Origin of the sequence: Bauldia sp., assembly GCF_020442045.1 — a bacterium.
In the GTDB taxonomy this organism is placed as follows: domain Bacteria; phylum Pseudomonadota; class Alphaproteobacteria; order Rhizobiales; family Kaistiaceae; genus Bauldia.
On the sequence record NZ_JAGRLA010000039.1, the window covers coordinates 1 to 14294 of the forward strand.

The 14294-nt window shown below is 65.7% G+C and carries 14 protein-coding genes and 1 pseudogene; 7 read left to right on the forward strand and 8 right to left on the reverse strand.

What is annotated here, in order from left to right:
* The 6 genes and pseudogenes from KDJ86_RS04535 to KDJ86_RS04560 all read left to right on the forward strand — a co-directional run.
* The coding region (locus tag KDJ86_RS04535) for an ABC transporter permease subunit (RefSeq protein ID WP_521085256.1) at positions 1-381 on the forward strand (381 nt) is incomplete at its 5' end.
* Entirely contained in the window at positions 378-1568 is a 1191-nt protein-coding gene (gene urtC / locus KDJ86_RS04540) for an urea ABC transporter permease subunit UrtC (protein WP_291743483.1), read from the forward strand. The genes KDJ86_RS04535 and urtC, both read left to right, overlap by 4 nt.
* Positions 1569-1572: 4 nt before the next feature.
* Positions 1573-2325 (forward strand): urea ABC transporter ATP-binding protein UrtD, encoded by a 753-nt coding sequence (urtD, locus tag KDJ86_RS04545; RefSeq protein ID WP_291743485.1) that lies wholly within the window; start codon positions 1573-1575, stop codon positions 2323-2325.
* A 104-nt stretch (positions 2326-2429) separates the two neighbouring features.
* Positions 2430-3125 carry an urea ABC transporter ATP-binding subunit UrtE gene (gene urtE, locus KDJ86_RS04550; RefSeq protein ID WP_291743536.1) on the forward strand — a complete coding sequence of 232 codons (696 nt, stop codon included), beginning with the start codon at positions 2430-2432 and terminating at the stop codon, positions 3123-3125.
* Positions 3126-3289: 164 nt separating this feature from the next.
* Entirely contained in the window at positions 3290-3937 is a 648-nt protein-coding gene (locus tag KDJ86_RS04555; protein WP_291743489.1) for a hypothetical protein, read from the forward strand.
* Positions 3938-4050: 113 nt separating this feature from the next.
* Positions 4051-4199: pseudogene (locus KDJ86_RS04560) on the forward strand (IS630 family transposase); the annotation flags it as partial.
* Positions 4200-4372: 173 nt separating this feature from the next.
* Here the strand turns inward: KDJ86_RS04560 and KDJ86_RS04565 are convergent.
* The 3 genes from KDJ86_RS04565 to KDJ86_RS04575 form a co-directional block, all read right to left on the reverse strand.
* Positions 4373-5296, reverse strand: coding sequence for an ankyrin repeat domain-containing protein (locus tag KDJ86_RS04565; protein ID WP_291743492.1), 924 nt, complete (start codon positions 5294-5296; stop codon positions 4373-4375).
* A gap of 473 nt (positions 5297-5769) precedes the next feature.
* The gene (locus KDJ86_RS04570; RefSeq protein WP_291743494.1) at positions 5770-6534 is read right to left on the reverse strand and encodes a calcium-binding protein; all 765 of its coding nucleotides are present in this window, start codon (positions 6532-6534) and stop codon (positions 5770-5772) included.
* Positions 6535-6690: 156 nt separating this feature from the next.
* Positions 6691-7686 (reverse strand): NAD(P)-dependent alcohol dehydrogenase, encoded by a 996-nt coding sequence (locus KDJ86_RS04575; protein ID WP_291743495.1) that lies wholly within the window; start codon positions 7684-7686, stop codon positions 6691-6693.
* 123 nt (positions 7687-7809) lie between these two features.
* Between KDJ86_RS04575 and KDJ86_RS04580 the strand changes: the two genes are divergently transcribed.
* Positions 7810-8688, forward strand: a complete 879-nt coding sequence (locus tag KDJ86_RS04580) for a LysR family transcriptional regulator (protein ID WP_291743498.1) — start codon at positions 7810-7812, stop codon at positions 8686-8688.
* Between the two features lie 14 nt (positions 8689-8702).
* Here the strand turns inward: KDJ86_RS04580 and KDJ86_RS04585 are convergent, their stop codons facing one another.
* The 5 genes from KDJ86_RS04585 to KDJ86_RS04605 form a co-directional block, all read right to left on the reverse strand.
* Complete coding sequence (locus tag KDJ86_RS04585; protein ID WP_291743500.1) at positions 8703-9722, reverse strand: hypothetical protein; 1020 nt, start codon at positions 9720-9722, stop codon at positions 8703-8705.
* A gap of 309 nt (positions 9723-10031) precedes the next feature.
* A complete protein-coding gene (locus KDJ86_RS04590) occupies positions 10032-10826 on the reverse strand; it encodes an enoyl-CoA hydratase (RefSeq protein ID WP_291743503.1) in 795 nt (264 codons plus the stop codon).
* Between the two features lie 22 nt (positions 10827-10848).
* Complete coding sequence (locus KDJ86_RS04595) at positions 10849-12507, reverse strand: acyl-CoA synthetase (RefSeq protein WP_291743504.1); 1659 nt, start codon at positions 12505-12507, stop codon at positions 10849-10851.
* Between the two features lie 97 nt (positions 12508-12604).
* Complete coding sequence (locus KDJ86_RS04600) at positions 12605-13558, reverse strand: ring-cleaving dioxygenase (protein ID WP_291743507.1); 954 nt, start codon at positions 13556-13558, stop codon at positions 12605-12607.
* Positions 13559-13639: 81 nt separating this feature from the next.
* On the reverse strand, positions 13640-14260 hold the full coding sequence (locus KDJ86_RS04605; RefSeq protein WP_291743509.1) for a glutathione S-transferase family protein: 621 nt from the start codon (positions 14258-14260) through the stop codon (positions 13640-13642).
* Positions 14261-14294: the final 34 nt, after the last annotated feature.

The following is a 14294-nucleotide window of genomic DNA, read 5'->3' on the forward strand; positions in this document are numbered from 1 at the left end:
CAGATGCGGGCGGTGACGCAGAACCGGCCGATGGCGAGCGCCATGGGCATCCGCACGCCCTGGGTCGACGCGCTCACCTTCGGTCTCGGCTCGGGCATCGCCGGGATGGCCGGCGTGGCGCTGTCGCAGATCGACAATGTCAGCCCCAACCTCGGCCAGAGCTACATCATCGATTCGTTCATGGTCGTGGTGTTCGGCGGGGTCGGAAACCTGTGGGGGACTCTCGTCGGCGCCTTCACCCTCGGCATCGCCAACAAGTTCCTCGAGCCCTATGCCGGCGCCGTGCTCGGCAAGATCCTGGTGCTCGTCTTCATCATCCTCTTCATCCAGAAGCGCCCGCGCGGCCTGTTCGCGCTGCGGGGCCGGGCGATCGAAGCATGATCGGCACCTTCTTCAAGAACGGCTTCGACCGCAGCGCGGTGATCGTGATCCTGCTGCTCGTCGCGGCTGCGATCATCGTGCCGGTGCTCAGCCTCTACACCTCGCCGACGAACCCGTTCCATATCCCGAGCTACGCCGTGCCGCTGATGGGCAAGTACCTGACCTATGCGCTGCTTGCCCTGTCGGTCGGTCTTATCTGGGGCTATTGCGGCATCCTCTCGCTCGGCCACGCCGCCTTCTTCGCGCTCGGCGGCTACGCGATGGGCATGTACCTGATGCGCCAGATCGGCAGCCGCGGCGTCTATGGCGATCCGATCCTGCCCGACTTCATGGTCTTCCTGAACTGGAAGGAATTGCCGATCGCCTGGTACGGCTTCCAGTCCTTCCCCTACGCCATGCTGATGGTGATCCTGGTGCCGGGGATACTGGCATTCGTCTTCGGCTGGTTCGCCTTCCGCAGCCGCGTCACCGGCGTCTATCTGTCGATCATCACCCAGGCGATGACCTTCGCGCTGATGCTCGGCTTCTTCCGCAACAACCTTGGCTTCGGCGGCAATAACGGCCTCACCGACTTCAAGGACATCCTCGGCTTCAACATCCAGGCGCCGGAGACCCGGGCGGCCCTGTTCGCCGCCTCGGCGATCGCGCTGATCGTCGCCTACATCATCTGCAAGGCGATCATCGCGTCACGCTTCGGCAAGGTGCTGGTGGCGATCCGCGACGCCGAAAGCAGGACCCGATTCCTCGGCTATCGCGTTGAACATTATAAGCTTCTGGTCTGGACCCTGTCGGCCTGCATGGCCGGGGTCGCAGGCGCGCTCTACGTTCCGCAGGTCGGCATCATCAACCCCGGCGAATTCGAGCCGGCCAATTCGATCGAGGTCGTCATCTGGGTCGCGGTCGGCGGGCGCGGGCTGCTGGTCGGGCCGATCGTCGGGGCGATCGTCGTCAACTTCGCCAAGAGCTGGTTCACCACCGGCGCGCTTGCCCCCTACTGGCTCTTCGCCCTTGGCGGGCTGTTCATCGGGGTGACGCTGTTCCTGCCCAAGGGCATCGTCGGGACGATTGCCGGCCAATGGGACGCCCTGAAACAGCGGCGGGCATCGGCCGAGGCGGAAGCGGGCATGTCGCCGGCGGCCGCGGACGGCCCCCCGGGCGGCCGTCTCAATACCGAACCAGCGGAGTAGGCGGATGGCCGGACCGGAATCCGAAACGCTCCTCTATCTCGACGGCGTCTCCGTCTCCTTCGACGGCTTCAAGGCGCTGAACGAGTTGTCGCTGGTGATCGAGGCGGGCGAGATGCGCGCGATCATCGGCCCGAACGGCGCCGGCAAGACGACGATGATGGATGTGGTCACCGGCAAGACGCGGCCGGACAGCGGCACCATCCTGTTCGACGGCGACGTCGACCTCACCCGGATGGACGAGGCGGCGATCGCCGAGCTCGGCATCGGCCGCAAGTTCCAGAAGCCGACGGTCTTCCAGCAGCATACGGTATGGGACAACCTCGAGCTGGCGCTTGCCGGCCGACGCAACACCCGGTCGGCACTCTTCCGGATCAGCGGCGCCAGGGAGCGGGAGCGGATCGAGGAGTTGCTCGGCATCATCCGGCTCGGTGGCCTCCGCGACGTTCCGGCCGCCAATCTCAGCCACGGGCAGAAGCAATGGCTCGAAATCGGCATGCTGCTCGCCCAGGAGCCCAAGCTGCTGCTCGTCGACGAACCCGCCGCCGGGATGACCGACGCCGAGACCGAGGCGACCGCCGACCTTCTCAGGGAGATCGCCCGGGAGAAATCGGTCGTCGTCGTCGAGCACGACATGACCTTCGTGCGCGCGCTCGGCGTCAAGGTCACTGTCCTCCACGAAGGCTCGGTGCTTTCCGAGGGGACGATCGACCATGTCTCGGAGGACCCGCGAGTGATCGAGGTTTATCTCGGACGATGAGCATCCAGACCGACCCCACCCCGCCGGCCGGAACCACGCCACCCGGCGCGACGACTGCGGCGACGAGCGCGCCGGCGCCCGCCGCTTCGACCGGCGGCGAGCCGATCCTCCAGGCGAAGAATGTCGACCTCTTCTATGGCGCCGCCCAGGCGCTGTGGGACGTGTCGATCTCGGCCGAGGCCGGCAAGGTCTCGGCGCTGATGGGCCGCAACGGCGTCGGCAAGACATCCTTCCTGCGCGCCGTTGTCGGCGAGCAGCCAATCGCCGGCGGAGAGATCCTCCTCGACGGCAAGCCGCTCGCCCGGATGGCGCCGCATGACCGCGCCCGGCTCGGCATCGCCTATGTGCCGCAGGGCCGCGACATCTTTCCGCTCTTAACGGTGAAGGAAAATCTCGAGACCGGCTTCGCGCCGCTGAAGCGCAGCGAAAGGACCATCCCGCGCGACGTCTTCGACCTCTTCCCGGTGCTGGAATCGATGCTGCGCCGCCGCGGCGGCGACCTGTCCGGCGGGCAGCAGCAGCAGCTCGCCATCGCCCGGGCGCTGGTGACGCGGCCGCGCCTCCTCGTCCTCGACGAGCCGACAGAGGGCATCCAGCCCTCGATCATCAAGGATATCGGCCGGGCGATCGAATGGCTGCGCGACCAGGGGACCATCGCGATCCTGCTGGTCGAGCAGTATTTCGACTTCGTCCACGCGCTCGCCGACACCTTCGCGGTGATGGACCGGGGCCAGATCGTGCTCTCCGGCACCCGCGACGAGATGGACCCGGAAAAGGTGCGCGGCCACCTGACGGTGTAGGGCGCGGTCTCGCCAATCCGCGAAGCCACAAGGCGCCTTGCGGCGCTGCCCGCCGCAAGGGAGGGGCCCGCCCGGTCGACTCTTCCGAAGTTAAGCGATAGGCTTTCAATTGAAATTCACGAGGTCCAATCGAATTCGGAGACTTTGAGCAAGGAAACAGCGCCATGGCTGACCCACATGCTCACATCCTGACCCGCGACGATGGCACTTTAGGGGTCATTTCTCCTTTCTACTTCTGTCTCGAAGGAAAGAATTACGGCCCCGGCATGAAGCCCGGGCGAACATGGAGACTGACCGACCAAGCCAATACGTCTGTCACCGCCGTCTGCAAGTCTTCCATCCCGATCGAGAACGAAATCCAGGTTCACATTGAGGCAACCGGCGAGGAACCGCTCGAACACACGCTGTCTCGCGAATACGACGCGGACGGCCTCACGCTGAAGTTCAAGAAATCATTGATCCAGGGCGCGACGATGACCTGGGGAAGCGGGCTGGTCATACCGACCGCGTGGTTCCTGAAGGAGAAAATTGAATCGACCTCCCTGGAAATCGAGCCGATCTCGGGGGGGCCTCTGAAGTTTTCTGCAATGTTCCGTCGATTCAGGGGAGGCCAAATTCCCATTCCCGGCGTCAGCGATCCCGACGAGGCTTCGGTCATTCAAATTGACCAGAAAATCACCGCGGTGAAAACCGGAATTGAAATAGTCGATATCAGTATGTTTTTCGGATTGGGGGTCGGAATCATCGGGGCTGACGGGAGAATAATCAGCAGGACCGTCAAGTATCGGTTGGACGATTTTTCCGACAACTAAGGCCTCCCGTCCTCGAGTCGAAACCTCCTGTCGTCATACGGAGACGTGCCGCGGGCCGGACAACTTGCCGGCAGGCAGGTTCGTTGTCAGTTCCCCCCTCGGGCTTGAGGGAGCACAAGGACGCAAAGGTCCGTGCCTGGTGCGAACGGCATCCGCGTTGGACCTTCCATTTCGTCCCGACGACCTGCTCCTGGCTGAACGCCGTCAAGGGTTCTTCGCGAAGCCGACCGAGCGACGCCCGCAGCGCGGCGTGTTCCATTCCCGCGGCAATCCTAAGAATGCGCGCAAAGCGATGTTCGAAATCATGGGCTCGCCGAATGGCCCACTGCGCTTGTCTGGAAGGCGGCGCCCACACCTCGCCGGTCGTGCCGGCCCGATCTTTTCACGGCCTCCGGCCCGATGGCCCCGACATCGCCGTCGGTCGGCGAACAAAGCTCAGGGCAGGGGCACAGGATCGTCGCTCCGAAGCCGCAGGAACGCGATGAGGTCGGCGCGGTCCTGAACCTCGGGCGTACCCTGTGAGCCCACGATCGCCAGGTGCCTGAGATTCATCTTGTTGCCCGGCGCGAACCGCTTCGGTTCGTAGAGCCAGGCGTTCAGGTCTTCATAGCTCCAGACCCCGCCGACGCGCTGCAATGCGTCACTGTAGAGGAAGGTACCCGATGCCTTGGCACGGCCCACGATGCCCCACAAATTCGGCCCTTCGTCTTTGTCATGTCCGTCCGCCGAGGCATCGTGACAACGCAAGCAACCGCGGTCGCGGTACAGCACCTGGCCGCGCTCGGGATCGGCCGTCGCCAACAGGCCGCTCACCGGCTCGATCGGCACCGGCGGCAGGGCTCCATTCTCGAGCAGCAAGTCGACCACCTCGAAATGCGCTGATGCCCCGGCGAACTCGATCGGCTCCCGTCCCTGGTTGTTCGTCGCCGATACGTCGGCGCCAAACGCCAGCAGCAACTTCACGATCTCCATTTGGCCGCCTTCGGCCGCCAGGTGCAGCAGCGTGTTACCGGACCCGTCCCGCACCGCGACGTCGGCCCCGGCATCCAGCAGCATCCCGGTTACCTCCGGGCTCGAATAGACTGCCGCTTGCAGCGGTGTCAGCCCGATCATGCCGCCCTTGAGATTAACGTCCGCCCCGGCCTCGATCAGCACGCGCACTGCCTCGGCCTCGCCGGCCATCGCCGCCTTGGTCAGCGGCGTGCCGACCATCGTATCCACCTGGTTTACATCGACCCCTTCGGCGACAAGTTCCCGCACCATCTCAACGTCACCATTCCCCGCCGCATCGTGCAACGGCCCTGCGAGAGCCGGTACGCACAGCGAAAGGCCGATCGCGTAAAGCGTTGGTCTGAACATGACGTCCCCAATCTGACATTGAGGCACAGAGCAGGAAGTCTATCACGAACCGCGTTCATCAAGAACCCCGGGGAACCTCCGTCGCGTCAAAGGTCGAACCGACCCAACTCCCGCGAGAGAGGGAGACGGAGGCAGCTTGCGGGCGGCCAGCACCCGGCCATGGCGCCGGCCGCGCCGGCTTTTCTGCGGTAGCAGGGAAGGAGGCAGGAAGACGGGGTCTTGTCCCGCGAACCATGTCCAGGAAGCCGTTTTGTCAAGAGCGGAGATCGATCCGGACCCGGTCACGGCGGCCGCCGAAGGGCATGAACTCGCTGCGGTCATCGGACTCTGGAGCGACCTCTGGACAGGGGCGGCCACGACCGTAGCTTCGCGTCCGCGATCCACGATGAACCGGCGGTACCTTCGGGAAACGGCGGTCCTCGCCGCCACTGCGTGAGCCGCGCGCGAGGGTTCGACGTGCCTGAGTCACACCACTAGATGCTGAAATCGTCGAATTCGACCATCGACTTGTGCAGGTCCTTGAGCTCGAACTTCTTGATGACGAGCTTGTCGCCGTCGCCGAAGTCCAGGACCAGCTTGTTCCCGGTCTCGTGCGCCGCCTTTTTCACCTGTCCGAATCTGGAGGCCAGTGCGGTGTCGATGACGAACTTGTCCTTGTTCTTCTCGACGTCCATCGCCTTGTCCTTGTCGTAGCCCTCGCCGAAGTAGAACTTGTCCCTGGATTTTCCGCCCCAGAGCTTGTCGTTATCGGCCCCGCCATCGAGCCCGTCCTTGCCCTTGTTGCCGTAGAGCTTGTCGCGCCCGTCGCCTCCATAGACCTGGTCGTCGCCGTTGTAGCCGGCGAGCCGGTCGTCGAAGGGCGACCCGTGGATCGTATCGTCATGACGGAAAAGGAACGAAAAATACGCTTCCGGATCGTCAAAGGCGTCGATCAGGGCGGTGATGCCGTAAACCTCTCCCGGTTCCGCGGTGAATGTCTGGTCGGGGATCCGAAGGCCGACCGGCGACAGACCGGCCCCGGTGACGATCTGGTCGACCGTCCCGCCGACGGGGATGCCCTGCTGCAGAATGAAATTGCCTGTGAAGGTTACGTAGTAGTTGTAGGCCTTGATGTCGTAGCTGAGTTCCGTGTGAACGAACTGCCCCGCCTCCCGCGGTCCGGCCGGGAAGATCGATCCGGTGTCCTGGCTGCCCTTGGCGGTCGTATTGGCCGCGACGTTGCTCGAAAAACTGGCCATGATTCCTCCTCAACCGGAGCGTCGTCGATGCTCCAAGCCGTCGATGGCGCGCCGCTCCGCCGCCGATCGCATCCTCCCGCGCGGGCGAACACCCAACACTTTGGCGGGAGGACGGTGGCGATGCAAGCCGGGCCTGCCAACGGGCGTGCCGGCCAATCAGGCAACGAGGCGGAGCGCTTCCGGCGGCTCGACGGTGACGACGACGCTGCCGGTCTTGTGGCGGCCTTCGACGCGGCGGTGGGCGTCCGCAATGCGATCGAGGGGGAAGCGGGAATCGATCACCGGGCGGAGGTCGCCGCGCTCCAGAAGGCCGGCGAGGTATTCCAGGTCCTCGCGGCGGTCGCCGTTGATGCCGATCACCACCTTGCGGCCGCCGGTCATCGCGGTCGTCAGCGACCGGAATATCTCGGTCAGCCCGAATTCGAGCGGGACGTAGACACCCCTTGGCGCGAGCGCCTTCTTCGCCTGGCCGAAGCTGGTGGTGCCGGCGGTGTCGATGATGACGTCGTGGACCGGACCCGCCCCGGTGTAGTCCTCGCGGGTATAGTCGACGACATGGTCGGCGCCGAGCGACCTTACGAGATCGAGATTGCGGGTGCTGGTGACCGCGGTGACCTCGGCGCCGAGGTGGCGGGCGAGCTGGACGGCGAAGACGCCGACCCCGCCCGAGGCGCCGGCGACCAGCACCTTCCGGCCCGGCGTCACCCTGGCGAAGTCGCGGAGGAAGACGAGCGCGGCGAGCCCGCCGAAGGGAACGGCCGCGGCCTCGTCATGGGAAAGCCCCGCGGGCTTCAGGGCGATCGCCGCATCCTCGCCGACCGCGAGATATTCGGCATGGGCGCCGTCGCCGGCAAAGCCGAAGACCTCGTCGCCGACCTGGAAGCGGGTGACCTTGCTCCCCACCACGGCGACGCGGCCCGAGAACTCGGCGCCGAGGACCGGCTTCCCGGGCGCGAAGAGCCCGACCATCAGCCGGCCCGGCAGCCACAGGATGCCGGGAAAGGCGGACGCCCGCATGCGCCAGTCGGCGGTGGTGACCGTCGTCGCCCGGACCTCGACCAGCACCTGATTGTCGGCAACCTCCGGCCGCGCCACCTCGGTGATCCGAATGACGTCGGGGGAGCCATACGTCCTGTAGACAGCCGCTTTCATCGTCGTGTGTCCCGCTTGCTGATAGGTCGATCCCGTTCACGGGCAATGATATATCCATGCGTTTCCCGTAATTGAATTGACCAATTTTCTCCATTTGATATGCAAAAATGCATGGATTGGCGTATGGTCAAATTCGACTGGAACCGGGCGCGAGCCTTTCTCGTCACCGCCGAGGAAGGCTCGCTGTCGGCGGCGGCGCGGGCGCTCGGCCTCGCCCAGCCGACGCTCGGCCGGCAGATCGAGGCGCTGCAGAGGGAACTCGGCGTCGTCCTCTTCGAGCGGGTCGGCCGCGGGCTTCAGCTGACGCCGAACGGGCTCGATCTGGTCGAGCATGTCAAGGTGATGGGCGAGGCGGCGAGCCGCATGTCGCTCACCGCCTCAGGCCGGTCGCAGACGCTTGAAGGGCCGATCAGCATCTCGGCGAGCGAGGTCTATTCCGCCTTCCTGATGCCGCCGATCATCGCCAAGCTGAGGCAGGTGGAACCGGGGATCACGATCGAGATCGTCGCGACCAACACGGCGAGCGACCTGCTGCGCCGCGAGGCCGATATCGCGATCCGCAGCTTCCGGCCGGCGCAGCCCGAGCTGATCGCAAGGCATGTCCGCGACGACCGCGGCCGGCTCTATGGAAATGCCGCCTATCTCGACGCGATCGGCAACCCGTCGGCCTCCGACGACCTGACGGACGTCGCGTTCATCGGCTGGGACCGCACCGACGCGCTGATCGGCTACCTCAAGGGGCTGGGGCTCGACCTGACGCAGGATCACTTCCCCATCGTCACCGAGAACCAGCTCGTCCAGTGGCAACTGGTGAAGCAGGGCGCCGGGATCGGGGTGATGACCGAGGATGTCGGCGACAACGAGCCGACCGTCCGGCGCGCCTTCCCGGAAATCGATCCGGTGCCGATCCCGATGTGGCTGACCACCCATCGCGAGGTCGGCACCAGCAGGCGGGTGCGCTTCGTCTTCGACCTTCTGGCGGACGAATTGAAGCGCGGCTAGCCGGTGGCGCGGCCTCAGCAGGCCGGCACCGCCGGCGGCGTCACCGCCGGCACGATGTTGCGGCCAAGCACCCGGGTCACGCCTCCGGCCTGCCCGGTCCAGGCATTGAACGCCGCCCGCAATCCCCGCGCCGCGAGCCTCGCGGCGGCGGCCTGGCGGTTCGCCGGAAACGCGTTGCCAAGATCGTGACTCGTGGTTCCGGCCGGCTGCCAGAACTCGTCGGTCCAGAACCAGAGGCACTTGTTCTGGCAGCAGTAGTTCCAGTCATAGGTGAAGTAAGGCTGGGCCTGTCCGTTGACGTTTCGCGTCCCCGACGTGCCAATGACCATCTGCCAGTTTCCGGCGGTACAAGCCGACGAACAGGGGGAGATCCACGCCAGCGCGATCGTCTGCATGACGATCGCCATCCTGAGCAGGCCGCCGGCAAGCTCGGCCGCGCGTTCGCCGGACGTCTCCGCCGACCGTTTGAGCGCGGCAATGTCGACGCTCTCGCGGATGACCGCCGCGGCGGAGCTCGATCCGGCCCCGCTCCGCGACCTTCGTCCCCCGCAACACGACGCCGCCCGCAGGGCATTGTCCGGCCAGGTGAATGCGCGGTCGGTCACGGCCACGCCGATCGCCGCCTCGACGGAAAGTGCATCGAGAAAGAAACGATGCGCTATCTCGCCGGCCTCGTCCTGGGCGGAGGCGATCTCGGCCAGGAGGGCGTCGCGATCCGCCCCCTCATCGCCGTGAGAACACGGAAGCCGCAGGCTGTTGGCGGCGACCACCAGGGAATCGCTGATCTCCATCAGCGCCGAGGCGAGGTCGATACCGAGGCCAAAGGCGTCCTCATCGGACAGGGCCTTGCGGACGGCCGCCTTCGCGACATCGGCGGCCGCCAGCGTGCTGGTGGCGAAGGTGTCGAGGAGGCCGACATTGGTGCCATCGAAGGCCGCGACCTGCCTGGACAGGTCCTGCAGGCCGAAACCGACTTCGGAAAGCACGGCGGCCGAGGTCGACTTCTTCTGCGCTGCCTTGGCGATCGACTTCACGCCGCGGGCAAAGACCTCAGTGACTTTTGCTGTATCGGATGAAGAACGGCGAGCCGAAGCGCGGCGTTTTGCTGCCATGGCGACTACCTCCGAATTTCAACTGGCCCGGCCAGTCGACGTTCAAGCTTTCGTACGCGATGGAATATTCATCCTGCACGGAACCGAAAAGAAAGACAATCGGAAGGGAGTGAAAAACAATTCAAGGCAATCGAACGAAGATTTTCGTGTTGAAGAAATCTATCTCTCCGACGAACGAACTTGTTTCAAATTGGGCGGCGAACCCTGGCGGAGGGGCGACGAGCGCGGCGATCAGGCCGACCGCTTCCAGGCCGGCGGACGCTTGTCGATGAAGGCCTGGACGCCTTCCAGCGCCGCCTCGTCCATCATGTTGCAGGCCATCGCCTCGCCGGCGATCGCATAGGCCTCGGCGATGCCGGTCTCGATCTGGCGATAGAACTGCTCCTTGCCGATGGCGACGGCGACGCGGGGCTTCTCGATGATGCGGCCGATCAGGGCATCGACCTCGCCGTCGAGGCTTTCGAGCGGAGCGACGCGGTTGACGAGACCGCGCGCCCGCGCCTCCGCCGCGTCGATGAAATCGCCGGTCAGCAGCATCTCCATCGCCTGCTTGCGCAGGACGTTGCGGGAGAGCGCGACGCTCGGCGTCGAGCAGAAGAGGCCGTAGTTGACGCCGCTGACGGCGAAGCGGGCGTCGTCGGCCGCGACCGCAAGGTCGCACATGGCGACGAGCTGGCAGCCGGCGGCGGTGGCGATGCCGTGGACGCGGGCGATCACCGGGACCGGCAGGCGCTGGATGGCGAGCATGGTCGCGGTGCAGTCGGCGAAGAGCGTCTCGTAATAGCCCTGCGAGGGCGAGGCGCGCATCTCCTTGAGATCATGGCCGGCGCAGAAGGCCCGGCCCGCCCCGGCGATGACCACGACCCGCGCCTCCCCGTCACTGGCGACGCGCTCGAGCTCGGCCCGCAGGGCGGCGAGCATCGCCTCGGAGAGTGCGTTGAAGGCCCTGGGACGGTTGAGCGTCAGCCGGACGACGCCGCGCGCGTCGCGCTCGGCGAGGACGATGGGTTGATCTGTTTCGGACATGGGAAGTCTCCTTTCGGCGGCGTCAGCCGGCCGGATCGATGGCGCTCGCGGACTGTGCCCGGTCACGGAGCAAATGCTTCTGGATCTTGCCGGTCGCGGTCTTCGGGATGGGTTCGAAGCGGATGGCGCGCGGCAGCTTGAAGCCGGCGAGATGGAGGCGGCAATGGGCGATCAGCTCGTCGGCACCGACCGCCTCATCGGGCCGGAGCTCGACGAAGGCGAGCGGCGTCTCGCCCCATTTCGGATCGGGCATCGCCACCACGGCGCAGGCCGCGACCGCGCGATGGCGATAGAGGACGTCCTCGATCTCGATCGAGGAGATGTTCTCGCCGCCGGAGATGATGACGTCCTTGCTGCGATCCTTGATCTTGACGTAGTGGCTGTCGTCGATCACCGCGAGGTCGCCGCTGTGGAACCAGCCGCCCCGGAAGGCGGCCTCGGTCGCCTCGCGATTCTTCAGATAGCCCTTCATGGTGATGTTGCCGCGGAACATGATCTCGCCCATCGTCGCGCCGTCGGCGGCGAGCGGCTCCATCGTCTCCGGATCGCGCACCGACATCCCCTCCTGGAGCGGATAGCGCGCCCCCTGGCGGCCGTTGAGGCGGACCTGCTCGGCGAGCGGCTCGCGCTCCCATTCCGGACGCTTCACGCAGACCGAGGCGGGACCATAGACCTCGGTGAGGCCGTAGACATGGGTGATATCGAAGCCCATCCTCGCCATGCCCTCGATCATCGCGGCGGAGGGCGAGGCGGCGGCGACCATGCCCTTGACGCGATGGCCGATGCCCTCGCGCAGCGACGGATCGGCGTTGATCAGCATGGTGTGGACGATCGGCGCGCCGCAATAGTGGTCGGCCTTGTGGTCGCGGATCGCGGCGAAGATGGCCGCGGCCTCGACCTTGCGCAGACAGACATGGGTGCCGCCGAGGAGCGCCATGGTCCAGGGGAAGCACCAGCCGCTGCAGTGGAACATCGGCAGGGTCCAGAGATAGACCGCGAAATTCGGCATCGCCCAGGTAACGGCATTGGCGACCGCGTTGAGATAGGCGCCGCGGTGGCTGGTGACGACGCCCTTCGGCGCGCCGGTGGTGCCGGAGGTGTAGCTGACGGCAATCGCATCCCATTCGTCAGCCGGGCCCTCGAGGGCGTCAAGCGGTTCATGGGCGGCGAGCAGGGCCTCGTATTCGTGGGCGCCGAGCCGCTCGCCGGGACCGTCATATTCGCTGTCGCAGACGTCGATGACGATGAGCCCGCGGCCGTGCTCGCGCTCGAGGATGCGGAGCGCCTCGGCGACGACCGGCGAGAACTCGGTATCGGTGATGAGAACCGATGCCTCGCAGTGATTCATCTGGAAGGCGAGCAGCGCCGCATCGAGGCGGGTATTGAGGGCGTTGACGACGGCACCGAGCGCGGGAAGCGCGTAATGGGCCTCGAGCATCTCCGGCGTGTTGGAGAGCATGGTGCTGACGGTGCTGTTCCGCCCGACACCGAGGCTCCGCAGCGCGGCAGCGAGCCGGGCCGAGCGATCGCGCGTCACCGCCCAGTCGTATCGCCGGCGCCCGTGGATGATCGCCGTGCGGTCGCCGAATATCTCGGCGCTGCGCTCGACAAAGCTCACCGGTGAAAGCGGGACGAAATTCGCCGCGTTGCGCTCAAGGCCCTCGTCGAAAATGCTCGTCATACCGTCGGCGACCTCCCTGCCATCCGCCGGGCCGGACTATGTCACGAGCCGGCGAAAATGCCGAGAGGCAGAGCCGGACGGAAAGGCGGATCGCCATTCAGGAGGCGTCTTCGCCGGCGGGCTCCGGTTCGAGCGGCACCAGCGCCGCTACGATCCCCGCCCGGTCGGGCTCGAGGAAGGACGGAAGCTGGAGCGCGGAACCCAGCGCCTCCGGCGCTTCGTCGACGGCGAAACCGGGCAGATCGGTCGCGATCTCGAAAAGCACGCCACCCGGCTCGCGGAAATAGACGGAGCGGAAATATTTCCGGTCCTTCTGCTCCGTCGGCCAGAGGCGGAATTCGTCGGCAAGCCGCTCCGCCATCGCGGACTGGGCCTCATCGTCGGCGGCGCGGAACGCGACGTGATGCACCGAGCCGCGTCCCGAGCGGCCGGCGAGGAAGCCGCCGACCTCGTGGATATCGACAATGCCGCCGGCTTTCGCCCCCTCGGCGCGGAAGCGGTGGATGCCGCCTTCGCGGCCGGCGGCGACGAAGCCAAGCACATCGGTGAGGATCGCCGCGGTGGGCGCAGCCTCGCCGAGCATCAGCGTGACGCCATGGAAGCCACGGATCGCATGCTCCGCCGGGATGCCTCCGCCGGTCCGGGCGGCCTCCGCCTCCGCACCGGCGACGCCGACCAGGGCGAGGCTGGTGCCGTCGGGATCGGTGAAACGCAGCACCGGCTCGCCGAAACGCTTCGCCGGCGCATCATGCGACACGCCGTGCTCGATGAAGCGGTGGAGCCAGTGGCCGATCGACACGGCCGGAACCCGGAAGGCGGTCTCGCTGGTCTCGCCGACGCCGCGCCGGCCGGGGGCCGCATGCTCCCAGGGGAAGAAGGTCAGGATCGTGCCAGGGTTGCCGGCCTCGTCGCCGAAATAGAGATGCCAGGTCAGCGGATCGTCGAAGTTGACGGTCTTCTTGACCAGCCGGAGACCGAGGACACGGGTGTAGAAATCGAGATTGCGGCTCGCCCTCCCCGCGATGGCGGTGACGTGATGAATACCGGCCATGGCCGATCCTCCTTTTTCGGGAACGGCCCCTTCACTGCCGCCCGGGGTGCGTTTCAGCTTTCGACTCACGAACGGGCGCCGCTACCTCAATGGCAGGACCAATATCTTCTTCGCTGCCTCGCGCTCGCGAACCGTTCGAATCCAGCGCTCAAGATGTGGCCGCGCCGTTCTGTCGACAGGCAGCCCCATCCATCGATGGGCGATGACGGCAAGGCATATGTCGGCCATCGAAAAATGCGCGCCATTGGCGAACTCCTTGTCCGCCAGATGCCGGTCCAGGATTGCCACATAGGTTTCCGTCTTCGCCAGCGACTCGTCGATTTGACCAAGATCGCGCCTCGGCCTTTCGATACGGACAAGCTGCTGGAAGGCGGGACGCAAGGCCGAATAGAATTGAAGGTTCGCCCAATCCATCCACCGATCCGCAAGGGCACGCTCCTGAAGATCGGCCGGATAGAAGAATGCATCGCCATATCTGGCGCCAAGATAGCGAACGATCGCGTTCGATTCCCACAATATGAAGCCGCCGTCGTCAATAACCGGCACCAAGCCATTGGGGTTGAGCATCCTGAAGTCCGGCGTCCTTGTCCCGCCATGCTCCATGCCCGCCGGGACAAGGTCATAGTCGACACCGAGTTCCTCAACCGCCCAAACGACTTTCTGGACATTGTTGGACTTCAGTCCGCCCCAGATGGTCAGCATGGAGTGTTGTCCTCCAGATTTGCGTCAACGCGAA

Coding starts and splice junctions, on each gene's coding strand:
- urtC (WP_291743483.1), top strand. CDS start 378: ATGATCGGCACCTTCTTCAAGAACGGCTTCGACCGCAGCGCGGTGATC.
- urtD (WP_291743485.1), top strand. CDS start 1,573: ATGGCCGGACCGGAATCCGAAACGCTCCTCTATCTCGACGGCGTCTCC.
- KDJ86_RS04555 (WP_291743489.1), top strand. CDS start 3,290: ATGGCTGACCCACATGCTCACATCCTGACCCGCGACGATGGCACTTTA.
- KDJ86_RS04565 (WP_291743492.1), bottom strand. CDS start 5,296: ATGTTCAGACCAACGCTTTACGCGATCGGCCTTTCGCTGTGCGTACCG.
- KDJ86_RS04570 (WP_291743494.1), bottom strand. CDS start 6,534: ATGGCCAGTTTTTCGAGCAACGTCGCGGCCAATACGACCGCCAAGGGC.
- KDJ86_RS04575 (WP_291743495.1), bottom strand. CDS start 7,686: ATGAAAGCGGCTGTCTACAGGACGTATGGCTCCCCCGACGTCATTCGG.
- KDJ86_RS04580 (WP_291743498.1), top strand. CDS start 7,810: ATGGTCAAATTCGACTGGAACCGGGCGCGAGCCTTTCTCGTCACCGCC.
- KDJ86_RS04590 (WP_291743503.1), bottom strand. CDS start 10,826: ATGTCCGAAACAGATCAACCCATCGTCCTCGCCGAGCGCGACGCGCGC.
- KDJ86_RS04595 (WP_291743504.1), bottom strand. CDS start 12,507: ATGACGAGCATTTTCGACGAGGGCCTTGAGCGCAACGCGGCGAATTTC.
- KDJ86_RS04600 (WP_291743507.1), bottom strand. CDS start 13,558: ATGGCCGGTATTCATCACGTCACCGCCATCGCGGGGAGGGCGAGCCGC.
- KDJ86_RS04605 (WP_291743509.1), bottom strand. CDS start 14,260: ATGCTGACCATCTGGGGCGGACTGAAGTCCAACAATGTCCAGAAAGTC.